This window comes from Ruegeria sp. BC7 (assembly GCF_056539165.1).
Window position 1 is genome coordinate 427,053 of record NZ_JBQFUL010000002.1, and the last position, 23,901, is coordinate 450,953.

Below are 23,901 nucleotides of genomic sequence, written 5' to 3' on the forward strand. Positions count from 1 at the left end.
AAAGGGGCCGGTTTGACCGACCCCTTTTTTGTTATTCAGCGGCTTTTAAGGGCGAACCCGGCGGTTGGTCCGGTTTCTGTTCGATGTCCTGCTCTGCCGGTGCCGGATCTTCGGTCCAGACGACCTCGGTGGCCTGAGCCTGACGCGCGGCCTTGCCGATCGCCATGTCCTGAGCAACCTGGCTGGATCGACCGGCCGTGGCGCGTGCAAGCAGTTTACCCAGCCAAATCGCATAGGTGGTGACCCACACGCGCAGTGCGAGGAAAGACGGCGTCACGATCAACGTCAGAACAGTGGCGATCCCCAGTCCAAAGACAACGGCCGTGGCCAATTGCTTCCACCACAACGCGGTCGGGCTGTTGATGGAATAGCCGCCGTTGATAAAGTCCAGCGACAAGCCGAACATCATCGGCGTCAGACCCGCCATCGTTGTCAGGGTGGTCAAAAGAACTGGTCGGATGCGTGCCTCGGCCGTGCGCACAATCGCCTCGATCCGGGGCATATAGCGGCTGTATTCCTGATAGGTGTCAATTAGAACGATATTGTTGTTCACCACGATACCCGCCAAGGCGACGATACCGGTTCCGGTCATGATGATCGAAAATGGCTGCTGCATCACCATCATCCCGATCAGGACACCGGTGGTCGACAGGACAACCGCCAGAAGGACCAGTACCGAATTGTAGAACGAATTGAACTGAGCCAGCAGGATGACGAACATCAACCCCAGCGCACCTGCGAAGGCGTTCATGAGAAACGCGCCGGATTCCTCTTGGTCTTCCTGATCCCCTGTCCATTCCCAGCTTATGGCGTTGCCAAAAGGATCAGTGTCGAGCCACTCGGTCAGGACCGCGATACGTTCGTTCGGGTTGATCGGCGCAATGCGCGCCTCGCCAGAAGCAACCTGTGTCCGCACGCCTTCGGCATTGGTGCCTTCGGCTGTCGAGACAAACTCATACTCGGCACCGTTCTGCCCGGTGATTGTCATTCCGGTAGGTGTTGCGCCTTCGGCAACCTCTTTGACGATGGCTAGCCGCGTTTCCGTTCCATCTGACGCTTCCGTAATGACTTTGCTCAGACCCGGTTCGACGTCAGCCTTAACGTCATAGTAGCGCTGTTGATTGACGCGGTCGATTTGGGCAAGTTTCGCGACAGGCTCACGCGTCACAAAGTTGGACAGCGGCACCAGCCCGTCCGGAGTGCGAACCTTTAGCGTGTCGAGGGTGGACAGGACACGGTCCTCGTCAGGCAGGCGGACGCGGATTTCGATTTCTTCATCCACCGTTTCCGGGCGCATCTCGCCCAGTAGCAGTCCACGTGTGACCAGTTGGACCATCGCGCCCACGGTCGCGACATCGGCCCCAAAGCGGCCTGCCTTGGCGACATCCACATCTATTTGCCAGTCAATGCCGGGGAGGGGCAGGGTGTCCTCGATCTTGGTCAGGCCGGGTGTTTCGTCGAACACTTCGCGGGCGACCAGAGTCGCCGTGGTCAGTTCATCCCAGCCGTCACCTTTGATGCGCAAATGCACCGGCTTGGCAGACGCCGGACCTTGTTCGAGGGGTAGAATTTCAACGATGATGCCGGGAATATTCGCGAGCTCGGCATTGATCTGATCCAGAACAAAGTCCCCGTCGTAGTCGGGCGCAATGGTTTGGCGATCCAGCACGCCTCCGAGAATGGGCTCGGACACATTCGGCCGATCCTCCCAGGGAATGATCTCAAACTGCACGCGGCCAACAGTGTCTGCGGGTGCCTGAGCGCCCCCGTTGTTCTGCGTCAGTCCGCCTTCACCAGCGAACGAGAACACGTTGATCACGGCAGGGTGGGCGCTGATAATTTCTTCTGCCGCCAGCACCATTGCGTCTTTTTCGGCCAGAGAGATGTTGCCGCGTGCCCGAACATAGGCAGTCGCCTGTTCCGGTTCGTTCTCGACGAAGAACTCGACGCCCCGATTGTTGTTGCCGTAGGCGGACATGACCGTCGCCACCGCAAAACCAACTGCGAAGATCGAAACGATGGGCATAATCGGATTGCCGACGAGGAACTTGATGAAATGGCCAAAAGGCGAATGTTCGCGCGCCGTGTGCACATGCTGTGCTGGCGCACGTTCGATTTTGGCTGCGCTCAGCGTGACGGAACCGGCAAAGGCTCCGAGGATAAACAGCAGCGCACCAAAGATCAGCCCGCCAGGCGCGTCTGCCGGAAGCAGGTAGGCCGGGTTCAGCACTTGCATAGCGCCAAGAAAAATCATGTATAGCGAAGGCGGCACCATAGCCGCGCGCGCCCACCATGGTGTCCGCGCCCTTAGCCAGTTGGAAGTCCGGTCGAAGATACGGCTCAGACGTCCCGAAACACCGCCCATGACCGGCAGGTAGATAAGCGCCACGATCAGGGACGCCGACAGCACAAAGATCAACGTGACCGGCAGCATACCCATGAACTCGCCCGGCACTCCGGGCCAGAACAGCATGGGAAGAAAGGCGCAAAGCGTCGTGGCTGTGGAAGAAACAATGGGCCAGAACATCCGCTGCGCAGCCTCGACATAGGCGTGCATCGGCCCCACACCTTCCTTGATGCGCTTGTCGGCGTATTCAACAACGACGATGGCCCCGTCGACCAGCATACCAACGGCAAGGATCAGGCCGAACATCACGATATTCGAGATACTTACGCCCATGACGGCGAGGAAAGCAAAGCACAGCAGGAAGGATGTCGGGATCGCGAAACCCACCAGCAATGCGGCGCGGGTTCCCAATGAGGCCAGAACAACGATCATGACCAGCGCGATGGCCGTAAGTACCGAACCTTCAAGCTGACTGACCATCGAGCCGACTATACGGCTTTGGTCGTTCGACGTGCCCACCTCAATCGCCGCCTGCATCTCTGGTGGCCATTTGGCCTGTGCTGCGGCGATGGTCGTTTTGACATCTTCAACCGTGTCGATCAGGTTGTAGCCCTTGCGCTTGACCACCTGCAAAGCGATCGTCGGCTCTCCGTTAAAGCGCGCTGTGCCCTCGCGGTCTTCAAACGTGTAGTTGATCTGGGCAAGCTCTCCCATCGTGACCACGCGGTCGCCGTTGACCTTGACGGGCAGGTCATAGACGTCCTGCGCAGTCTTGAAAGACGAAGGAATCTTGACCGAGAATGTACCCTGCTCGGTTTCGACTTCACCCGCCGCGATAAGCTGATTGTTGTTCTGAACCACGTTGATCAGTTCAGAGGCCGTGACGTTGTAAGCCTCAAGCCGCAGCGGGTCGATGATTACCTCAAGCAGTTCGTCCCGGTTGCCGGCGATGCCCGCTTCCAAAACCGAATCCATTGCCTCCAACTCGTCCTGCAATTCTTTGGCAACACGGGCCATTGTGCGTTCCGGCACGGCTCCGGTCAGGTTGACGATCACGATCGGGAATTCGGAGAAGTTGATCTCGGTCAGAGTGTATTGTTCCGCGCCCTCAGGGAAATCAGCCTGTGCGCTGTTCATCGCGTCACGTACATCGGCCATGATCGCGGTCTTGTCCCAGCCGAAATCGAACTCTAGCGCAACCCCGGCATAGCCTTCTGCAGCCGTCGATGTCATTTCCTTGAGGCCGTCCAGATCGGCCAGCTCGGTTTCCATCGGCTTGACCAGCAGGTTTTCCGAGTCCTCGGCCGAGATGCCGGGGAACTGCACCGAGACGAACAGGGCGGGAATTTCGATGTCAGGCTCGCCCTCTTTGGGTAAGCCAACATATGCGAACCCGCCAACGACGAGCGAGATCGCGATGAAGGCCAGAACCATTCGGGCCCGGCCAGCGGCCCAACTGACAATTCCGGTCATTTTGCAGCTTCCCGATATGTGGGTTCAACGGTCACGCCGCTGGTCACGAACTCTTGTCCGATGACGATAATGTCCACAGTCTCTGGCAAACCGCCGACCCAGACGCCCTGGGATGTGTCGCGCAGCAGGCGGATGGGCATGAAATCAACGACTTTGCCAAGGCCAACGGTTCGCACTCCGACTTGCCCTTTTTTGTCGAGGGTCAATGCCGATTGCGGTAGCAGATGTGCCTTGGCTCCTTCGGCGGAAATGCGGATATCCGCTGTCTGGCCATCGCGAATGGCAAGTTCCGGGTTGGGCACCGTGATTTCGACCTCGAAGGTCCGAGTCGTCTCATCGGCGGACCTGCTCAGGAAAGTGACGCGCCCTGCGACCTGCAGGCCGGTTACCAGTTGGGCTGTCGCCTCTGACCCGACGATGACGCGGTTCACCTCGGCTTCGGGCACGAATCCCACCAGTTTGATCGGGTCGAGCTGGATGACTGTCGCGCAAAGCGAGCCGGGCTGCATCAGGCTGCCGAGTTCGGCTGTATCGCTTTCCAGCAACCCCTTGAACGGAGCTTCGATTGTCTGCCGGTCGATTTCGCGCTCGGCTGCGGCAACCTCGGCCGCCGCCGCTTCGATCCCAGCGCGCGTCGCCTCCAGCCCGGCCTCGGCGGTTTTCACGCCTGCTTCGGCGCTGCGCATGGCTGCCTGGCTGGAAATCCTGCGGGTTTCTGAACCGAACCCTGTCTCTGACAACCTTTGGGCCGCCGTCAGGTTGATTTGCGCCTCAGCGACCAGCGCATGTGCTTCTTCAAGCCGGGCTTCTGCCTCGGGGATGCGGCTTTCGGCTTCGAGTTTGCCTGCCTCGGCTTCTGCCAGGCTGGCCGGTCGGGTTCCGGGGTCCAGTTCGCACAGCAAATCCCCGGCTTCGACGAATGTGCCTTTGCGCTTGGGCTCCGAGATAACGGTAGACGTTGTTTCGGCCAGAACTTCAACTTGACGGTTGGCCTTCGTCTGACCGCGCAGCAGAACCGCGCTGTCAATCTCGCGCGCGACTGAGCGGATAGCCACCACGCCGATGGCAGGTTGATCCGTGGTTGTTTCGGCCCCCGCCTCATCCCCCGAAGTGGGGCTTGCTTCGGCCTCGGCACGACCTGCAAACGCGAATAGCGTATCGCGTTCAAAAACCAGCAGGAACAGGGCAACAACCACCAGAAGCGCGTTTACTATTGAAATCAAACGCATACAGAATCTCTCCCAGAATTCTTCGCCGAGTATTTCCTGGCGCACGTCCTTAAATGTGGGTCCGATTATGTATCTTTTCCACGCTAAACTGAATAGTTCGGTTCACTTTTTTAAGCAAGAAGCCTTCAGGCCGCTGAAAATGCGCGAAATCGGACCCTTGGCTTGGCAGGGACGCCGGGGTATGACATGGCGCCATATGTAAATGATTTAGCCCGGAGCGCAGGGATGAGCGACGTCGACAGTTTCATTGATGAGGTGACCGAAGAGGTGCGCCGTGACCGCCTGTTCCTGCTGTTGCGTCGTTGGGGGTGGGTCGGCGTTCTGGCGGTCGTTCTGATCGTCGGCGGTGCCGCCTTCAACGAGATCCGCAAAGCAAGGGCCACTTCGCAGGCCGAGGATCTTGGGGATGCGATTCTTGCAGCTCTGGCTCAGAACGACTCGGCTGAACGCGCGAGCGGTCTGGCCAATGTTCCGGCAAGCTCTGCCGGTGGGGACGCGATCGTGGACATGCTTCTGTCGGCATCGCAATCCGAAACCGGTTCGACGTCAGAGGCCGTTGAAAGCCTGAACACCATAGCCGTTCAGGGCGATTTGCCGGAAATCTATCGGGCTATCGCGGCGTTCAAGGCGCTTTTGCTGCAAAGCGACACTCTGCCTGCTGCGGACCGTCGGCAACAGTTTGAAGCATTGGCGGCTCCTGGTGCTCCGCTTCGGTTACTGGCCGAGGAACAACTGGCCCTGATCGACGTGTCCGAAGGGAATGTCGATGCGGCGATCGAAAGGTTGCAGGCGATGCGCCAAGATGCAGAGATTGGCGTTGATCTTCAGCAGCGTGCCGCGCAGTTGATTGTGGCTCTGGGCGGTGAACCCGAACCGCTGGTAGCCCGGCAGGGTTGATCCATGGCGGAAAGAATGATGGCAGGCGAGTTCGGATAACCATGGTAACAAGTCTTTTTACCCGAGTAGGATTGTCGGTTGCGGCCGTTTCCCTAACTGTTCTGGCCGCATGTGAGGAACCAGAGGTTATCCTGCCCGGAGCGCGCGAAGATATTCGCCCCGCCGCCGATACTGAAACTGTGGCAACGCGCGGGTCGAAGCCCATCAGCGTTCCCGCACAGAAGGCAAACGCAAGCTGGCCCCAAAATCCGGGAACTGCCGCTTTTCGGACAACGAACGCTCAGTTGCGTGCGACGCCTCAACGGGTCTGGTCGACCCCGATCGGCAAGGGTGACTCGCGCAAGCAACGGATAACCGCGGAACCCGTCGTAGCCGGCGGGTTGATTTACACGCTCGATTCCGGGGCGACAGTATCCGCAGTTTCTCCGCAGGGGCAGAAAGTCTGGAGTACAGGTCTTATTCCAGCCAGTGATGGCGACTCGGACGCGACCGGCGGTGGCATGGCGTATGCAAATGGCGTTCTCTATGTCTCATCGGGGTTTGGTCGGCTGACGGCGTTAGACGCAAAAAGCGGAGTCATCCGGTGGCAAAAGCGTCTGAACGCAACAGGTAGCGGTGCGCCTTTGGTCAATGACGGGTTGCTTTACTTGGTGGCCGGGGATGAAACCGGTTGGGCTATTGATGCCAAGGACGGACGCATCGCCTGGCAAGTTCAGGGCACCCCAAGCGTCGGAAACGTACTTGGCGCACCAGCGCCTGTGGTTGCGTCCGATCTTGCCGTTTTTGCTTTCGGGTCGGGTGATATTTCCGCGACGTTCCGCAGGGGTGGTATCAGCCGCTGGAATGCGTCGGTGGCCGGCGGACGCCGCGGGCGCGCGGCAGCTCAGATTGTCGACGTGACGGGTGGCCCGATGGTGTCAGGTGACACGATTTACATCGGAAACCACTCGGGGCGGACGGTCGCCTTTGACTCGGGTTCGGGTGAGCGTAAGTGGACCGCGGATGAAGGTGCGGTCGATACGGTCTGGCCTGCTGGAAACAGCCTCTTTCAAGTCAGTGACCGCAGTCAGCTTATTCGTCTGGATGCCGCTACCGGTGCCGTTGTCTGGGCGCAGGATTTGCCGGGCTTTGTGAAAGACAAGCCAAACCGCCGTGGGCCGATCGTGGCGCATTACGGGCCGATCATGGCCGGGGGGCGTCTTGTAGTTGCATCCAACGATGGATACCTTCGGTTCTTCAGTCCGGTTGACGGTACGCTTGTGCACCGGGTCGAAGTCCCCGGCGGTGCGACCACGGCACCGGTTGTCGCCGGGCAGACGCTTTATGTCGTGTCCGCCAAAGGTGATCTACACGCTTTCCGTTGACGACAAGATGCGCTAAAGGGCGCGTCTGAGTTTTGAAAGTTGAGTATCATGTCGCTGACCCTCGCCATCGTGGGGCGCCCCAACGTGGGCAAATCCACCCTGTTCAACCGCCTTGTGGGTAAACGTCTGGCTTTGGTCGACGACCAACCCGGCGTGACGCGTGACCTGCGCGAAGGCGAAGGGCGCTTGGGTGATCTGCGTTTTACCGTGATCGACACGGCGGGGCTTGAGGATGCAACCGACGACAGCCTGCAAGGTCGGATGCGCCGCCTGACCGAACGCGCAGTGGACATGGCTGATGTCTGCCTGTTCATGATTGACGCGCGGGTGGGGCTGACGCCGACGGATGAGATGTTTGCCGAAATCCTGCGTAAGCGGTCCAAGCACGTTATCCTAGCGGCGAACAAGGCTGAAGGCAGCGCGGCGGATGCAGGTGTGCTCGAAGCCTACAATCTTGGGCTTGGCGAACCGGTTCGTCTGTCCGGTGAGCACGGCGAGGGGATGACGGACCTGTATGCTCAGTTGATGCCGCTGGCCGACGCTGCGGCTGAAAAGGCGCAGGATGACGCACCGGAAACGGATATTGAGCTGGATGAGGATGGTGAGGGCGAAACGCCGCTGATCACCGCTGCCAAACCGTTGCAGGTCGCCGTTGTGGGCCGTCCGAATGCTGGTAAATCCACGCTGATCAACAAGATCATCGGCGAAGATCGCCTGCTGACCGGCCCCGAGGCCGGGATCACCCGTGACGCGATCAGCCTTCGGATCGACTGGGCCGACCCGGACGGCAACAGCACCCCGATGCGTATTTTTGACACCGCCGGGATGCGCAAAAAGGCCAAGGTGCAGGAAAAGCTGGAAAAGCTCTCGGTCTCTGATGGGCTGCGCGCTGTGAAATTTGCCGAGGTCGTGGTGGTCCTGTTGGACGCGGCTATTCCGTTTGAACAGCAAGACCTGCGGATTGCGGATCTGGCAGAGCGCGAGGGCCGCGCGGTGGTCGTCGCCGTGAACAAATGGGACATCGAAGAGGACAAGCAGGAGAAACTGCGCGATCTGAAAGAATCCTTCGAGCGTCTGTTGCCGCAGTTACGGGGTGCGCCCCTGATCACCGTGTCCGCTAAAACGGGCCGGGGCTTGGAGCGTCTGCGCGCCGCCATCTTGCGCGCTCATGACGTGTGGAATCGCCGCGTGCCAACCGCTGCGCTGAACCGTTGGCTGACCGCGATGCTGGAACAGCACCCGCCGCCAGCGCCGCAGGGTCGCCGGATTAAGCTGCGTTATATGACTCAGGCCAAGACCCGCCCGCCGGGATTTGTCGTCATGTGCTCGCACCCTGACAAGATGCCAGAAAGCTATAACCGGTATCTGGTCAACGGGCTGCGCGAGGATTTCGACATGCCCGGCACGCCCATCCGCCTGACGTTGCGCGGGCAGGGCGACAAGAACCCCTACAAGGGACGCCGCAAGAAAAACGCGGGTGCGCTGGCCAAACATCTCAAGGGCCGCGCGTAACCGCGCCAATTTTCAGCATTTTTGGCTCAGGGGCGTGACAGGCCCATGACTGCGCGTTAGCATTCGCAAGCGTGCATTTGTTTTCGTGCGCTTTTTTCGTTTGCGGAATTTTCCGCGCTTCGTTTTGAACCCATATTGGACCGGGCCATCGTGGGGAGCCGACTTGATGGATCTGAGGGAATACACAAGACAATACGCCGTGCAGGACAATCGACTGGCCGCACTCAGCTATTTCGGAACATTTGCAGTTTATTTTTCGTCGCTGGCTTTGGCGATTGTCTACGTGGATCGCTGGTATGTCATGATCCCGGCCGGGGTCGTTTTCGCGTTCTCTGCTGTGCGGCTATATGTGCTGCAACATGATTGTGGGCACCATTCCCTGTTTGAGACGCGTCAACAGAATGAATGGGCGGGGCATGGGTTGTCTCCATTCACTTTCGCGCCGTTTGAAGTGATGAAGCAAAACCACAACCTTCATCACTCTGGCATCGGTAACCTTGAGCATCGTGAGACCGGCGAGATTCATACGATGACGGTACGCGAATGGAACGAAGCCGATTGGAAGGCACGCCTGTTCTATCGTCTTTACCGCAACCCTTTCATCCTTGTCCCGGTGGGCGCGTTGTTTACCTATTTCATCCGGTACCGCTGGCCCAAGAATACGGTCCGGTTCGGTGTCGCAGGGGTTCTGTTGCACAACCTGTCGATTGTTGTGTTTCTTGGGCTGCTTTACCTGATTGCAGGGACGACGGGAATTCTGGTCTGGCTTGTCTTTTCCTTGTTGGGCGGGATGCTGGGCGTATTTCTCGTCTACCTGCAGCATAATTTCGAGGACACATACTGGGACCGCCGCCCTGATTTGGACCCTAAACTGGCCGCGTTGCAAGGATCGTCAGCGCTGGACTTCGGCTGGTGGTTTGACAATGCCGTTGCCTGCATCACGTTGCACGATATTCACCACTTCAACGCCCGTATCCCATCTTATCGGCTGCGCGCGTGCCACTATAACCTTCCACCGGAATACACACCTCGGCGAATCAAATTTCCCGAGGCGGTTGCGGCCCTGAACCTGAAATTGTGGGATGAAGACGCAAAGCGCCTTGTTCCGTTTCCTAAAAAGGATCGGTCTACCGGTCTCGCCCATAGCAACTGACGCCCGGGCGGGTATCCACGAAACACCCTGCCTTGCAGAATGTATATCTTGTGTATTTACATGTGGGCGGGGAGAAACAGAAAGGACAAAGAATGACCGCAGTGACCGACGTTAAAGGCGTAGGCGACGCGCTTGGCCAATTGTTGATTGCCAATGGGTTCAAAACGGCTGAAGCCCTCGCCAAGGCAACCCCCGACGCTCTGGTCAAAGTCCCCCGAATAGGCGCGGCCCGCGCGCCAGTTCTGATCGCTGCCGCGAAAGAGGCGACTGGCGGGAAACCCGCCGCAAAGCCCACTTCACGCCGCGCCCCAGCGAAAAAGCCTGCGGCCAAAAAGCCAGCAGCACGCAAGCCTGCAGCACGAAAAACAGTGGCTGCCGCAGCGGCCGAAAAACGAGCCGAGGAAGCGGCCCGCAAAGCAGCCGAGGAAAAAGCAGCCGCCGAAGCAAAGGCCAAGAAAAAAGCTAAGGCCAAAGCCAAGGCTGAGAAAGCTGCCAAGAAGCGCGCCGAAATGGAGGCCGTGTTCTCGAAAGCCAAGGACAAGGTAAAGGCCAAGGCGAAGAAGGATAAGAAGTCCAAGAAGGACGATAAGAAAAAGGGCGACAAGAAGAAGGACGCCAAAAAGAGCGAGAAGAAGAAGGATAAGAAAAAGGCGAAGAAGTAAGCCTTCCTCGCCTTTGATCCTTATGAAACCGGCGGCTTTGGTGCGCCGGTTTTCCTATGCCAGTGTGCCGTCCAATTGCAGCGTCAGCTTGCCGCCCAGATAGGGGGCCAGCACCTCGGGTAGGGTGACGGTGCCGTCGGCGTTCTGTCCGTTTTCCAGCACCGCGATCAGGCAGCGTCCCACCGCCAGGCCCGAGCCGTTCAGCGTGTGGACATATTCCGGCTTGCCGCCGGCCTCGGGCCGGAAGCGCGCATTCATGCGGCGGGCCTGAAAGTCGCCGCAGGTCGAGACCGAGCTGATCTCACGGTAGGTATTCTGACCGGGCAGCCATGCCTCGATGTCATAGGTGCGGCGCGCGCCAAAGCCCATGTCTCCGGTACACAGGATCACGGTGCGATAGGGCACGCCCAGCTTCTCCAAAATCCCCTCGGCGCAGCGCAACATGTGCTTCTGTTCGTCGTCGGAATTGTCCGGATGCGTGACTGAGACCATCTCAACTTTTTCAAACTGGTGCTGGCGCAGCATCCCGCGCGTGTCCTTGCCTGCGGAACCGGCCTCGGAGCGGAAGCACAGCGAATGCGCGGTATAACGGCGGGGCAGGTAGCTTTCCTCAATCATCGTGTCGTTGACGATATTGGTCAGCGAGACCTCGGACGTTGGGATCAACCACCACCCTTCGCGGGTCTGATAGCTGTCCTCGCCGAATTTCGGCAGTTGCCCCGTGCCCTGCATCATCTCGGACAGAACCAGAACCGGGCCGTTCACCTCGGTCAGCTCATTTTCGTTGATATGCGTGTCCAGCATAAACTGCGCCAGCGCCCGGTGGATGCGCGCAACACCGCCGGACAGCAGGACAAAGCGCGAGCCAGAGAGCTTTGCGGCGGTCTCAAAGTCCATGCCGTGCTGCACGGCCTCGATCTCAAAATGCTCTTTCGGCGCAAAGTCCAATTCGCGCGGAGTGCCCCAGCGGTTGACCTCGACATTGTCGTTCTCGTCCGCGCCTTCGGGCACGTCCTCGGCGGGCAGGTTGGGGATGCGGATCAACTGGTCGGTCAGCAGCGCGTCAAGGTCCTTGGCTTCGGTCTGCATCCGGGCGATCTCGGCCTTTTTCTCAGCCACAAGCGCGCGCAGGCGTTCAAACTCTGCCTCGTCGCCGCGCCCCTTGGCGGCACCCACCTCTTTGGACGCTTTGTTCTGTTCGGCCTGAGCAGTCTCGGCTGCCAAAATCTTGGCGCGGCGACTTTCGTCCAGCCTCAACAGATCTGACGACACCGGCGCGTCCCCACGGCGCGCAAGGGCGGCGTCGAAGGCGGCTGGGTTTTCGCGAATGGCGCGGATGTCGTGCATGGTTCAGGTCCTTGAATGCGTGAATCACTGAAACCGCTTATGCACCATCTGAATGGCAGGGTGTAGCACCGGATACGACTAAACATCGCCCTCGTGCGTTTCATGCGCCAGATGGCCATCCCATTCCGCGGACGGGATTTTCGGCTCGGGCGGGTCGGCCATGTAAGAGGGCGTCATGATCTGCACGTTATTCTCATTGAACACGGCCACGATATTACGATGCAGGTCCGAGCGGATCTTCGGGATAATGCTGCCGCGTGTCGAGTATCCGTTGATCTGATAATTGATCGCGTAATCGGCCAAAGCGGTCCACAAAACAAAGGGCTCTGGCTTGGCCTTGATCCCCTTGGTGCGGCGCGCGGCTTCGATCAGCATGGCTTCGACCTTTTCAGGCGGTTCCTCGTATCCGATGCCGACTGTGGTGTGCAAAAGTAACCCGCTGCCATCGGTTTTCTTCGAGAAGTTCACCACGTCCGAATTCATAAGCTGCGCATTGGGGATCGAGATCAGTTCGTTTTTGATCGACTTGAGATGCGTTTCCATCAGCTTGATCTGCACCACGTCACCGATGTGATCGCCGATCTGGATGCGGTCCCCGATCGAGGTTGAGCGGCGATAGATCACGAAAAGTCCGGCCAGCATGTTGGAAACGACCGAGTTCGCGCCCAGCGACAGCATTGCACCAACCAGAATAGTCAGTCCCTGAAACGCGGCTGAGTCCGATCCGGGGATGTAGGGCACGGCAAACACAAGCGCGATCAGGATGACGACGACACGGGCGATGTTGAAAGTTGGGTTTACCCAGTGACGCTCGAAATCGCCCATGTCGAACGTACCCGCCTCGACCGCGTCGAAGAAAACACGCATGCCCTTGATGATGTACATCGTAACCCAGGTGATCAGAGCAAGCATGATCAGGTTGGGGATGTAGCTGATGATTCCCTTGAAGATCAGCAGAACCGGTTCGGTCAGGTAGGTTAGCAATAGCTGCGCGAAATAGCGGGTTTCTGCAAAGGCCAGCAGGACGAAAGACAGGTAGTAGTAGAACCCCAGAAAGAAGATAACCAACAGGATGAAACTCAGCCCATACCGCACCAAGGCCGCGATCGCCTCTGCCTGAACGCTTTTGGCGGTGGCGGTCTCAACATCCTTCAAGTGGCGCTTGACAAATTTGATGGTGCGACGCCTGATCCTGCGGTGTATCCAAAGTATCGTCGCGACAAACAGGCCAAAGCCAGCCGTCCACGCCACCGCCTCGATCGCACCGGACACGCGTGCCTGTTCGGTTCGGTTGGCCCGGTAGGCGACTATTGCTTCTTCTATCGCTTCACCGTGAAGAAAGCTGAGAACATCCAGCTCCATCTGCTCGAGTTCGGCGTCGGCAACCGTGACTATTGAAACGGCGACACCGTCCACCAGAATACTCGTTCCCAGATCGGTTTCCTCATAGGTGATCGTGATGCTGAGGCTTTCAGATGTTTCAGCCGCTTGGATAATGTTGTCTTGGACAGATTCTGCACGCTCTTGCGCGGGCAAGGCGGTGGAGCCTCGAAGGAAAAACAAGGTGTCGCCATCGACAATCACCGGTGCCTTGAAGGTGTCGGGTTGCTGTTCGGTGGTTTCAACCTCGGTCTCGGTTTCCTGTGCCGATGCAGATGGCACCAGCAGAGCCAGCCACAAGGCCGCGATCATCACCCGGCTAACCATGCCAACAATATGAAATAATTGCGCCATTTGCCCTCCCGCCGCTCAACTATATCCATCCAAGGCGGTGTTCCTAGAAGTCAAACGCAACTTCGGCCTGAAACTGTGATCATTTTGAGCCAATCCCCGAAAAAACCTGCGCCACCATTCCTTGCAAACAGACAGTTCAAAGAATAGGTTCTCGCCAAATTTGCGGAGCGCTTCCGCAAGACCAAACCAAAAGGAATATCCCATGGAAGGTGGCGCAATCGCCCAGTTTCTCCCGCTGATCCTGATCTTCGCGATCATGTATTTCCTGCTGATCCGTCCGCAGCAGAAGAAGATGAAGGAACATCAGGCCATGGTCGAGGCTGTGCGCCGGGGCGATCAGGTGGTCACTCAGGGTGGTCTGATCGGCAAGGTGTCGAAGGTCAAGGAAGGCGACAACGAGATCGAGGTCGAGATCGCTGAAGGCGTCAAGGTCCGTGTGGTCAAATCGACCATTGCGCAGGTTCTGAACAAGACCGAGCCAGCGAAGTAACTTCGCACGACAATTCCTTGAAAAGGCAGGGTAATGCTGCAAATTGATACCTGGAAGCGGGTTCTGATCTGGGCGGTCTGTGTGATCGGTCTGCTGATGGCCCTGCCGAATGCGTTTTACACGCGAGTCGAGCAATCCAACGACGCCAAGGCCGCGATCGAGCTTGGGTTAAATACCCCCGAGATGCAGGCCGAGGCGGGGCAATGGCCGAATTGGTTGCCATCTTCTCTGGTCAATCTTGGCCTCGATCTGCGCGGGGGCGCGCATCTGCTGGCCGAAGTGCAGGTCAGCGATGTCTACGAATCCCGCATGGATGCGATGTGGCCGGAAATCCGCGACGCTTTGCGTGATGAGCGGGGCACCATCGGCACTATCCGTCGCCAAGATTCGGCTCCGGATGAGATTCGCGTGCGCATCAGCCAGCCCGAAGGTATGCCCCGCGCGCTGGAAGTCGTGCGTGGGCTGGCCCGTCAGGTGCAAACTCTGACCGGAGTAGGCGCCACCGATATCGAGGCGCGGGCCGAGGGTGACACGATCATCGTGCAACTGTCCGAGGCCGAACGGCTTGCCTCGGACGACCGCACAGTACGTCAGTCGCTTGAGATCATTCGCCGCCGGATTGACGAGGTCGGCACCCGAGAGCCAACGATTCAACGGCAGGGTACGGACCGGATTCTGATTCAGGTTCCGGGCATCGGCAGTGCGGGTGAGTTGAAAGAGATTATCGGCACAACCGCGCAACTGACCTTTAACCCGGTTGTCAGTCGCGGCACCAATCCTGATGCCGTCGCTGGTGTGGGTGAGAAAGTCGTCCCATCCATCGACGAAGACGGCGTGTATTACACACTTGATGCAGCGCCCGTCGTGACGGGCGAAGAACTGGTGGATGCGCAGCCTGCGTTCGACCAGAACGGTCGCCCAGCAGTGAACTTCCGATTCAACACGTCCGGGGCCCGCAAATTCGGCGACTACACGCTGGAAAACATCGGCGCGCCGTTTGCCATCGTTCTGGATGATGAGGTGATCTCGGCCCCCGTGATCCAAAGCCATATTCCGGGTGGATCGGGCATTATCACCGGCAATTTCACCGTTGAGGAAAGCACCAACCTGGCCGTTCTGCTGCGCGCGGGTGCCCTGCCTGCCGGGTTGGAGTTTCTGGAAGAACGCACCATTGGCCCTGAACTGGGCCAAGACAGCATAGACGCCGGAAAAGTGGCAACAATAGTGGCATTTGTCGCCGTGCTGGTCTTTATGGCGCTCAGCTATGGTCTGTTCGGCGTTTTTGCCAATATCGCGCTGATCCTGAACGTTGGGCTGTTGTTTGGCCTGCTGTCACTGATCGGGGCGACGCTGACCTTGCCCGGTATCGCGGGCATCGTTCTAACGGTCGGTATGGCGGTTGATGCCAATGTGCTGATCTTTGAACGTATCCGCGAGGAACTGAAATCCGCCCGTGGTCCAGCGCGCGCGATTGAGCTGGGCTACGAAAAGGCGCTGTCTGCCATTCTGGACGCAAACGTGACCACCTTCATCACCGCCGTGATCCTGTTTGCCATGGGCAGCGGGCCGGTGCGCGGCTTTGCCATCACTCTGGGTCTGGGTATCCTCACCTCGGTCTTCACCGCGATCTTCGTGACGCGCCTGATGATCGTGATGTGGTTTGAACGCCGCCGCCCGAAAACGATCGAGGTTTGATCATGAGACTGAAACTTGTCCCGCAAAACACCTCGTTCGATTTCTTCAGCCGCTGGAAGGTCTGGCTGGGCATCTCTGGCCTGATGATGGTGATCGCGTTCACGTCCTTCATGCTGCAAGGGCTGAACTTCGGCATCGACTTCCGAGGTGGGACTACGATCCGGACGCAGTCGGCGCAGGAAATCGACGTGGGTGCCTATCGCGACGCTATCGCGCCACTGGAGCTGGGCGACGTCACGATCACCGAAATTTTTGACCCGACCTTCGGTGAAGACGAAAATGTCGCCATGATCCGCATTCAGGCGCAGGCCGATGCCGAGGCTGTATCGGCTGCAACCGTCGCGGCAGTGGAGGCGGCGCTGAAAGGTGCCGCACCGGACATCGTTTTTGTATCCGTCGAATCCGTCGGCCCCAAAGTCTCGGGCGAACTCATCCAGACCGCCGTGATCGCCGTTGTCCTCGCTATCGGAGCCGTGCTTGTCTACATCTGGCTGCGCTTCGAGTGGCAGTTCGCATTGGGCGCCGTGGCCGCACTGGTTCATGACGTGATCCTGACCATCGGCATTTTCTCGGAACTGCAAATTCGGTTCGATCTGGCCATCATCGCCGCACTTCTGACCATCGTGGGTTATTCGCTGAACGACACCGTGGTCGTCTTTGACCGCGTGCGCGAGAACCTGCGGAAGTACAAAAAGAAAGAGCTGAAAGAGGTTCTGAACATCTCGATCAACGAAACGCTGAGCCGGACGGTTATGACCTCGGTTACGACCCTGCTGGCGCTGATCTCGCTATATGTACTGGGCGGAGACGTCATTCGCGGCTTTGTCTTCGCGATGATCTGGGGCGTGATCGTGGGAACCTATTCCTCGGTCTTTGTCGCCTCGACCATCCTGCTGTGGCTGGGCGTTAAACGCGACTGGTCCAAGCCGTCGAACACGGCAGGCAACCAATTTGCCAACGTCGATGCCTGATGTTTTCGGCCAGTCCCCGACGGGGCTGGCCGTCATCGTTTTCGCCGCATTCCTGGGCGGCATTGTCCGCGGCTTTTCCGGCTTTGGAACCGCGCTGATCTTTCTACCAATCGCGACACCCTACCTTGGTCCGTTCGGGGCGCTCATCGGCCTGACTATAATGGATATCTTCGGACCTCTGCCAAACGTGCGCCGCGCGTGGGGCGCTGTCGACCGGGGCGACCTTTTCCGGCTGGTCATTGGCTGCGCGATCATGCTGCCGATTGGGTTGTGGGTATTGACGCAGGTCGAGCCCGAGGTTTTTCGCTATGCGGTTAGCCTGCTGGCGATCCTGATGTTGGTCATTTTGATCCTCGGGCTGCGCTACAATGGTCCTGTCCGGCGAACAATGGTCGCGGGTATTGGCGGAGCTGCGGGTTTTTTGGGGGGGGTCGCGGGATTGCCGGGCCCGGCTGTGATTCTGTTCTACATGTCGCGTCCGCTACCGGTCGAAGTCATTCGCGCTACCATCTTGCTGTTCCTGCTGGTGTTTGACTTTCTCATTCTGGGTTTTTTGTCCGCAATGGGGCGGGTCACTGTCGCGTCGGCGGTGCTGGGTTTCGCGCTGGCGGTGCCGAATCTGGTCGGCAACTGGCTGGGCGGGTGGCTATTCCGTCCCGAGCGTGAAAAACTGTACCGAACCGCAGCATATGTAGCGATCGCGCTGGCGGCCTTGTCGGGGCTGCCACTTTGGGGCTAGAACGCATCCATGCGCCTGAATGAGATCACGTATAACAACGCAGTACCCGTCGACGGATATGGTCCGGGGTTCTTCCGAATTGGTGGAGAAGTCCACGAAGGGGCGGTTCTGACAAGTCCTCAGGGGACGACGGTTTGGAATGGTTATGCGGACGAAGCCGCATTGCTGACGCTGGCCGATCACATAGATGTCCTGTTCATCGGAACCGGGGCCGAACTTGCCCATATTCCCGCCGATCTCAGAACCGAACTGGAAAGCGCTGGCATTGGGGTTGAGATCATGAGCTCTCCCGCTGCGTGCCGTACCTACAATGTACTGCTGTCCGAGGGGCGCCGCATTGCGCTTGCCCTAATTCCTGTCTAAGGGATCCATCTTCATCTGGCTAAAAATATCCCTGGGAGCCGGCATTGGTGCGCCATTGGTTCAAGCGCCAATGGCGGCGGGGCTGGCCCCTCACTTCTGCCAGTGTCAACACAAACCCTATTCAAGCTCTGCGGCAAATCCTGTCTTTTGTCCTTTCGTGCAATCCGTTAAGCGAAAGACATGACACTGACTGTAACCGAACTGGCCATCGCCCGAGGCGGGGTACCTGTGCTCGAAGGGCTCAGCTTTGTGCTGCACCCCGGTAAGGCGCTGATCCTGCGTGGTCCGAACGGGATTGGTAAAACCACATTGTTGAGAACGCTTGCGGGGCTGCAGCCTCCGCTTGCCGGGCAAATCCAAGGGGCCGAGGACCAGATAGCCTATGCCTCTCATTCCGACGGTTTGAAGCCAACTCTGACGGTGGTTGAAAACCTTGTATTCTGGGCGTCCGTATTTGGTACACATGACATTCAGCCTGCTTTGGACGCTTTTGCACTGGTTGAGCTGTCTGATCGGCACGCAGGCAATTTGTCCGCAGGTCAAAAACGAAGGCTGGGGCTGGCTCGTATGCTGGTCACAGGTCGCCCGATCTGGATGCTGGACGAACCAACCGTTTCGCTGGATCGTGACGCGGTTCAGATGTTCGCGGATGCTGTCCGGGCGCATCTCGGGCAGGGTGGCTCTGCCCTGATTGCCACCCATATTGACCTTGGGCTGGACGGAGAGGTTCTGGATGTCGCCCCCAACAAGGCCAAACCGACACCCATTGACGACTTCGACGGAGGCTTTCTGTGATAGCCCTGCTGCTGCGTGACCTGAAACTGGCTTTCCGCGCAGGCGGCGGTTTTGGTCTTGGCCTTGCGTTCTTTTTGATTGTCACGGTTCTGGTGCCCTTTGCGGTCGGTCCGCAATCATCGCTGCTGTCGACCATCGCCCCCGGTATTCTGTGGCTGGGGGCGCTGCTGGCCTGCCTTTTGTCTTTGGACCGTTTGCTGGCGCTGGACTGGGAGGACGGCTCGCTCGACCTGCTGGCCACCGCGCCCCTGCCGCTGGAGGCGGTCGTGACGATCAAGGCTTTGGCCCATTGGTTGACGACCGGTCTACCGTTGGTTCTGGCCGCTCCGTTTTTGGGGGTTCTGTTGAACCTGCCGATGCTGGGATATTTCTGGCTCGTTGTTTCTTTGCTGATCGGAACCCCGGCCATGAGCGTCATCGGAACATTTGGCGCAGCCCTTACCGTTGGCCTGAAACGCGGTGGTCTTCTTCTTTCACTGCTGGTGCTGCCGCTCTATGTACCCACGCTGATCTTTGGGGCCGAGGTCGCCCGCCGTGGCGCAACCGGGATGGAGACCCAAACCCCGCTGCTTATGCTGGCCGGTATCACCGCCGCCACAATCGCGCTGTTGCCCTTTGCCAGCGCTGCCGTTTTGCGTATCAACCTTCGGTGACCGGTTCAAAGATTGACTGAGGTCAATTGAGAACGAAACCGACTCGGACTAGATAAGGCCCATGTCTTTCGCAGCCAAAACCAACGCTCTGTGGGAATATGCAAACCCGCGCAAGTTCCTCGCAACCAGCGAACGGGTGCTTCCGTTCTTCTGGGTCATCTCTATTGCGTGCATCGTGATCGGTTTGATCTGGGGCTTTTTCTTTACGCCGGATGATTACAAGCAGGGCTCGACCGTCAAGATTATCTATCTGCATGTTCCGGCTGCGCTGATGGCGATCAACTGTTGGCTCATGATGCTGGCGGCTTCGCTGGTCTGGCTCGTGCGCCGTCACCACGTTAGCGCCCTTGCCGCGCGTGCTGCGGCTCCGGTCGGAATCGTCATGACATTGATCGCGCTGGCGACCGGAGCAATCTGGGGACAGCCAATGTGGGGCACATGGTGGGCCTGGGACCCGCGCTTGACCTCGTTCCTGATCCTGTTCCTGTTCTATCTGGGCTACGTCGCCCTGTGGGAGGCGATTGAAGACCCCGATACGGCTGCCGATCTGACATCGGTCCTTTGTCTGGTTGGCTCAGTCTTTGCGATCCTCAGCCGTTATGCGGTGAATTTCTGGAACCAAGGGCTGCATCAAGGGGCTTCGGTTATGCGTGCCGCTGCCATTACCGGATCAGACACAGAAGAAAAGGTGAGCAATATCTACTTCTATCCGCTGCTCGTTTGCATCATCGGGTTCGTACTCCTGTTCATCGCGCTGGTTCTTTACCGAACCGGAACTGAAATTCGCGCCCGTCGGGTCAAGGCGCTGCTGGCACGGGAAAGGGTGGGTGGATGATGCCTGATCTTGGAAAATATGCGGACACTGTATTGTGGTCTTATGTAGTGTCTATCGGCCTGCTGGCTGTGCTGATCGTTCTAAGCGTTATGCGCGGTCGCAAAGTTCGGGCTGAGATTGACAAGGTAGAAGGCAGGATGTCGCGTAATGGCTAAGATTTCACCGTTGATGATCGCTCCGCCGTTGATTTTTGCGGGATTTGCCGTACTCGCAGGGATCGGCATGTTTCGAGACGACCCCGACGCGCTGCCTTCTGCGCGGGAAGGGCAGCCAGCCCCTCCGGTCGTCGTGACGGATTTCTCTGGCAAGCCGAATTTCGACGATGCCACCCTTAGAGATGGCGAGGTCAAACTGGTCAACTATTGGGCCAGTTGGTGCGCGCCGTGCCGTGTTGAGCACCCCAATCTGCAGGTGCTTTCGGATGAAGGTATTCCGGTCTACGGGATCAATTACAAAGATAAGCTTGCAAACGCCGAAGCATTTCTGGCCGAACTGGGCGATCCCTACGCCGGTATCGGACGCGATGAGCAGGGCCGCATGGGGCTGGATTGGGGTGTCTACGGAGTGCCAGAGACATATGTGATTGACGGGCAGGGCACGATCATCTTGCGCTTTGCGGGGCCGATTACACAGCGCGCGATAGAAAGCACCATCCGCCCGGCGCTTGAAAAGGCCGCTGGCAATTAACTCGTTGCCTCGAAGTCTTCCGATCTGAGGACGCGCTGAACAGGGCGCAAAGAAAAAGGGGCGCTCGAGTGAGCGCCCCTTAAACGTTCTTGCAAGAACTTAGCTCGCTTTGGCGAGATTCCGCAGCACGTAGTGCAGAACGCCGCCGTTCTCGATGTATTCGATCTCGGGCGCGGTATCGATACGGCACTTCAGGGTGATGGTTTTCTCGGACCCGTCACCATAGACGATCGTGCAGGGCACTTCCTGCAACGGTTGGATAGTATCCAAACCGTGGATCGAGACAGTTTCGTCACCCTTCAGGCCCAGCGATTTGCGGGTGTCGCCGCCGGTGAACTCGAACGGGATAACGCCCATGCCAACCAGGTTCGAGCGGTGAATACGCTCAAAGCTTTCTGCGATCACTGCTTTGACACCCAGCAGCGCGGTACCTTTGGCAGCCCAGTCACGCGAGGACCCGGCACCGTACTGCTCACCGCCAAAGACGACCAGCGGCGTGCCCTGTTCCTGATAGGCCATCGAGGCTTCGTAGATCGAGGTTTCAGCACCGTCTGGGCCTTTGGTATAACCGCCTTCGACGCCGTCCAGAATCTCGTTCTTGATGCGGATATTGGCAAAGGTGCCGCGCATCATGATCTCGTGGTTGCCACGGCGAGAGCCATACGAGTTGAACTCGCGCGGCTGCACCTGACGATCAATCAGGTATTTACCAGCGGGCGTGGTGGTTGCGAAGGACCCTGCAGGCGAGATGTGGTCGGTCGTGACCATATCGCCCAGAATGGCCAGAACTTTAGCGCCTTCGATATTGGTGATGGTGCCGGGTTCGGTGCCCATGCCCTGGAAGTAGGGCGGGTTCTGGATATAGGTGGAGGTCGCAGGCCAGTCATAGGTCTCGGCGTCGGTCGTCTCAACACCCTGCCACTTTTCGTCGCCCTTGAAGACGTCGGCGTATTTCGACTGGAACGCTTCGCGGGTGACGGTCTGTTCAACCAGTTCCGCAACCTCCTGCTGAGTCGGCCAGATGTCTTTCATGAAGACATCGTTGCCGTCTTGGTCTTGACCGATCGGCTCGGATGTCAGGTCGATATCCATGGTGCCGGCCAGCGCATAGACCACGACCAGCGGCGGAGAGGCCAGGTAGTTGGCGCGCACGTCAGGCGAGATGCGACCTTCAAAGTTACGGTTGCCCGACAGGACCGACGTGGCAACAAGGTCACCTTCGGCAATCGCCTCGGACAGTTCTTTCTGGATCGGGCCAGAGTTGCCGATACAGGTGGTGCATCCGTAGCCAACGAGGTTGAAGCCAACCTTGTCCAGATCTTCCTGAAGGCCAGCGGCCTCAAGATAAGCGGACACGACTTGAGAACCCGGAGCCAGCGAGGTTTTCACCCAAGGCTTGCGGTTCAGGCCCAGAGCGGCCGCCTTGCGTGCCACTAGACCCGCGCCGATCATCACATACGGGTTCGAGGTGTTCGTGCACGATGTGATCGACGCGATCACGACCTTGCCCGATTCCATGGTGTAATCTTCGCCCTTGACGGCGATTTCCTTACCCATCGGACGCTTGAAGGTCTCTTCCATTTCTTTGGTGAAAGCGGCCTTGGCGCCTGTCAGGGCGACATAGTCCTGCGGACGTTTCGGACCCGAGATCGCGGGAACGATGGTGCCCATGTCAAGGCTCAGGGTGTCGGTGTAGATCGGTGCGTAGTCTTCGTCGCGCCAGAAACCGTTTTCCTTGGCATAGGCTTCAACCAGCGCAATCCGGTCTTCGTCGCGACCGGTGTTGCGCAGATAGCGCAGGGTTTCACCGTCGATCGGGAAGAAGCCGCAGGTCGCGCCGTATTCCGGCGCCATGTTCGCAATGGTTGCACGGTCTGCAAGCGGCAGACGGTCCAGACCTTCGCCGTAGAACTCGACGAATTTGCCGACAACGCCTTTTTCACGCAGCATTTCAACGACTTTCAGAACCAAGTCGGTGCCAGTGGTGCCTTCGACCAGCTCTCCGGTCAGTTCAAAGCCGATGACTTCGGGGATCAGCATTGAGATCGGCTGACCCAGCATCGCGGCCTCGGCCTCGATACCGCCAACGCCCCAGCCAAGAACGGCCATGCCATTGACCATCGTGGTGTGGCTGTCGGTGCCGACCAGAGTGTCGGGATACGCCACTTCGTCGCCGTTCTGATCGGTGTCCGTCCAGACGGTCTGGGCCAGATATTCCAGGTTCACCTGGTGGCAGATACCGGTTCCCGGCGGTACAACGCGGAAGTTGTTGAAGGCGTTCTGGCCCCATTTCAGGAACTGATAGCGTTCCATGTTACGCTCGTATTCGCGGTCAACGTTCATTTGGAACGCGCGCGGATTGCCGAACTCGTCGATCATGACCGAGTGGTCGATGACCAGATCAACAGGATTCAGCGGGTTGATCTTCTGCGCGTCGCCGCCCAGACCCTTGATCCCGTCGCGCATTGCGGCCAGATCGACCACCGCCGGAACACCAGTGAAGTCCTGCATCAGCACGCGGGCAGGGCGGTACGCAATCTCGCGGGGGTTCTTGCCACCGCTTGCGCCCCATTCGGCAAAGGCTTTGATGTCGTCGACCGACACTGAGAAGCCGTCGTCCTCGAACCGCAGCATGTTTTCCAGCACCACTTTCAGCGCGGCTGGCAGTTTCGAGAAATCGCCCAGACCGGCTTCTTGAGCCGCAGGGATCGAGTAATAGGAAATGGATTTGCCATTCACGCTCAGGCTGCGGCGTGTCTTGGCGGTATCCTGTCCGACTTTGATGGGCATCTAATGGCCTCCCTCTCAAATGACGTGGATTTTGGGATTCGCTGGTGGCTATCTGCATCACCCAAGCGCGCGGTTCAAGGTCCAAGACGCAGGGTGCGGCAATTTTTGTATACCATTGCACACATTTTTGAGGGTGCAGCGCTTTAAAGGTCTCAAGAAACCTTG

20 protein-coding genes are annotated in these 23,901 nt (G+C 58.5%); 15 read left to right on the forward strand and 5 right to left on the reverse strand.

Going from position 1 to position 23,901, the window contains the following annotated elements; all coding sequences use genetic code 11:
* Nucleotides 1-31: 31 nt before the first annotated feature.
* The gene (locus tag ACR0KS_RS07140; protein ID WP_170565091.1) at nucleotides 32-3,820 is read right to left on the reverse strand and encodes an efflux RND transporter permease subunit; all 3,789 of its coding nucleotides are present in this window, start codon (nucleotides 3,818-3,820) and stop codon (nucleotides 32-34) included.
* Complete coding sequence (locus tag ACR0KS_RS07145) at nucleotides 3,817-5,049, reverse strand: efflux RND transporter periplasmic adaptor subunit (protein WP_170382606.1); 1,233 nt, start codon at nucleotides 5,047-5,049, stop codon at nucleotides 3,817-3,819. Before ACR0KS_RS07145 ends, ACR0KS_RS07140 begins: the two co-directional genes overlap by 4 nt.
* Nucleotides 5,050-5,274: 225 nt before the next feature.
* Here ACR0KS_RS07145 and ACR0KS_RS07150 point away from each other — a divergent pair, with 225 nt between their 5' ends.
* The 5 genes from ACR0KS_RS07150 to ACR0KS_RS07170 all read left to right on the forward strand — a co-directional run bounded on the left by ACR0KS_RS07150 (nucleotide 5,275) and on the right by ACR0KS_RS07170 (nucleotide 10,637).
* On the forward strand, nucleotides 5,275-5,946 hold the full coding sequence (locus ACR0KS_RS07150) for a hypothetical protein (RefSeq protein ID WP_170565088.1): 672 nt from the start codon (nucleotides 5,275-5,277) through the stop codon (nucleotides 5,944-5,946).
* Between the two features lie 41 nt (nucleotides 5,947-5,987).
* Nucleotides 5,988-7,310, forward strand: a complete 1,323-nt coding sequence (locus tag ACR0KS_RS07155; RefSeq protein WP_170565085.1) for a PQQ-binding-like beta-propeller repeat protein — start codon at nucleotides 5,988-5,990, stop codon at nucleotides 7,308-7,310.
* 48 nt (nucleotides 7,311-7,358) lie between these two features.
* Nucleotides 7,359-8,822, forward strand: coding sequence for a ribosome biogenesis GTPase Der (gene der, locus ACR0KS_RS07160; protein ID WP_170382613.1), 1,464 nt, complete (start codon nucleotides 7,359-7,361; stop codon nucleotides 8,820-8,822).
* 166 nt (nucleotides 8,823-8,988) lie between these two features.
* Nucleotides 8,989-9,975, forward strand: a complete 987-nt coding sequence (locus ACR0KS_RS07165; RefSeq protein WP_170382615.1) for a fatty acid desaturase — start codon at nucleotides 8,989-8,991, stop codon at nucleotides 9,973-9,975.
* 92 nt (nucleotides 9,976-10,067) lie between these two features.
* Nucleotides 10,068-10,637 (forward strand): helix-hairpin-helix domain-containing protein, encoded by a 570-nt coding sequence (locus ACR0KS_RS07170; RefSeq protein ID WP_170481133.1) that lies wholly within the window; start codon nucleotides 10,068-10,070, stop codon nucleotides 10,635-10,637.
* Nucleotides 10,638-10,691: 54 nt separating this feature from the next.
* On the opposite strand, the gene serS is transcribed toward ACR0KS_RS07170, so the two are convergent.
* Together serS and ACR0KS_RS07180 are read right to left on the reverse strand one after the other, a co-directional pair.
* Entirely contained in the window at nucleotides 10,692-11,984 is a 1,293-nt protein-coding gene (gene serS / locus ACR0KS_RS07175; protein WP_170565082.1) for a serine--tRNA ligase, read from the reverse strand.
* A 78-nt stretch (nucleotides 11,985-12,062) separates the two neighbouring features.
* Entirely contained in the window at nucleotides 12,063-13,718 is a 1,656-nt protein-coding gene (locus ACR0KS_RS07180) for a mechanosensitive ion channel domain-containing protein (RefSeq protein ID WP_170565079.1), read from the reverse strand.
* Between the two features lie 202 nt (nucleotides 13,719-13,920).
* Here ACR0KS_RS07180 and yajC point away from each other — a divergent pair, with 202 nt between their 5' ends.
* From yajC to ACR0KS_RS07230, 10 genes are all read left to right on the forward strand, one after another.
* Nucleotides 13,921-14,208, forward strand: coding sequence for a preprotein translocase subunit YajC (gene yajC, locus ACR0KS_RS07185; RefSeq protein WP_155151194.1), 288 nt, complete (start codon nucleotides 13,921-13,923; stop codon nucleotides 14,206-14,208).
* A gap of 33 nt (nucleotides 14,209-14,241) precedes the next feature.
* Nucleotides 14,242-15,903 (forward strand): protein translocase subunit SecD, encoded by a 1,662-nt coding sequence (gene secD / locus ACR0KS_RS07190; protein ID WP_170565076.1) that lies wholly within the window; start codon nucleotides 14,242-14,244, stop codon nucleotides 15,901-15,903.
* 2 nt (nucleotides 15,904-15,905) lie between these two features.
* On the forward strand, nucleotides 15,906-16,874 hold the full coding sequence (gene secF, locus ACR0KS_RS07195; protein WP_170565073.1) for a protein translocase subunit SecF: 969 nt from the start codon (nucleotides 15,906-15,908) through the stop codon (nucleotides 16,872-16,874).
* Complete coding sequence (locus ACR0KS_RS07200) at nucleotides 16,867-17,613, forward strand: sulfite exporter TauE/SafE family protein (protein WP_170565070.1); 747 nt, start codon at nucleotides 16,867-16,869, stop codon at nucleotides 17,611-17,613. The genes secF and ACR0KS_RS07200 overlap by 8 nt, the downstream gene beginning before the upstream one ends.
* 9 nt (nucleotides 17,614-17,622) lie before the next feature.
* Nucleotides 17,623-17,976 carry an Mth938-like domain-containing protein gene (locus ACR0KS_RS07205; RefSeq protein WP_170565067.1) on the forward strand — a complete coding sequence of 118 codons (354 nt, stop codon included), beginning with the start codon at nucleotides 17,623-17,625 and terminating at the stop codon, nucleotides 17,974-17,976.
* Nucleotides 17,977-18,156: 180 nt separating this feature from the next.
* Nucleotides 18,157-18,771, forward strand: coding sequence for a heme ABC exporter ATP-binding protein CcmA (ccmA, locus tag ACR0KS_RS07210; RefSeq protein WP_170565064.1), 615 nt, complete (start codon nucleotides 18,157-18,159; stop codon nucleotides 18,769-18,771).
* The gene (ccmB, locus tag ACR0KS_RS07215) at nucleotides 18,768-19,424 is read left to right on the forward strand and encodes a heme exporter protein CcmB (RefSeq protein WP_170565061.1); all 657 of its coding nucleotides are present in this window, start codon (nucleotides 18,768-18,770) and stop codon (nucleotides 19,422-19,424) included. Before ccmA ends, ccmB begins: the two co-directional genes overlap by 4 nt.
* A 61-nt stretch (nucleotides 19,425-19,485) precedes the next feature.
* The gene (locus tag ACR0KS_RS07220; protein ID WP_170565059.1) at nucleotides 19,486-20,259 is read left to right on the forward strand and encodes a heme ABC transporter permease; all 774 of its coding nucleotides are present in this window, start codon (nucleotides 19,486-19,488) and stop codon (nucleotides 20,257-20,259) included.
* Nucleotides 20,256-20,414, forward strand: coding sequence for a heme exporter protein CcmD (gene ccmD / locus ACR0KS_RS07225; RefSeq protein WP_170565056.1), 159 nt, complete (start codon nucleotides 20,256-20,258; stop codon nucleotides 20,412-20,414). Before ACR0KS_RS07220 ends, ccmD begins: the two co-directional genes overlap by 4 nt.
* Entirely contained in the window at nucleotides 20,407-20,946 is a 540-nt protein-coding gene (locus ACR0KS_RS07230; RefSeq protein WP_170565053.1) for a DsbE family thiol:disulfide interchange protein, read from the forward strand. The genes ccmD and ACR0KS_RS07230 overlap by 8 nt, the downstream gene beginning before the upstream one ends.
* Nucleotides 20,947-21,045: 99 nt before the next feature.
* Here the strand turns inward: ACR0KS_RS07230 and acnA are convergent, their stop codons facing one another.
* Nucleotides 21,046-23,736 (reverse strand): aconitate hydratase AcnA, encoded by a 2,691-nt coding sequence (acnA, locus tag ACR0KS_RS07235; protein ID WP_170382641.1) that lies wholly within the window; start codon nucleotides 23,734-23,736, stop codon nucleotides 21,046-21,048.
* Nucleotides 23,737-23,901: the final 165 nt, after the last annotated feature.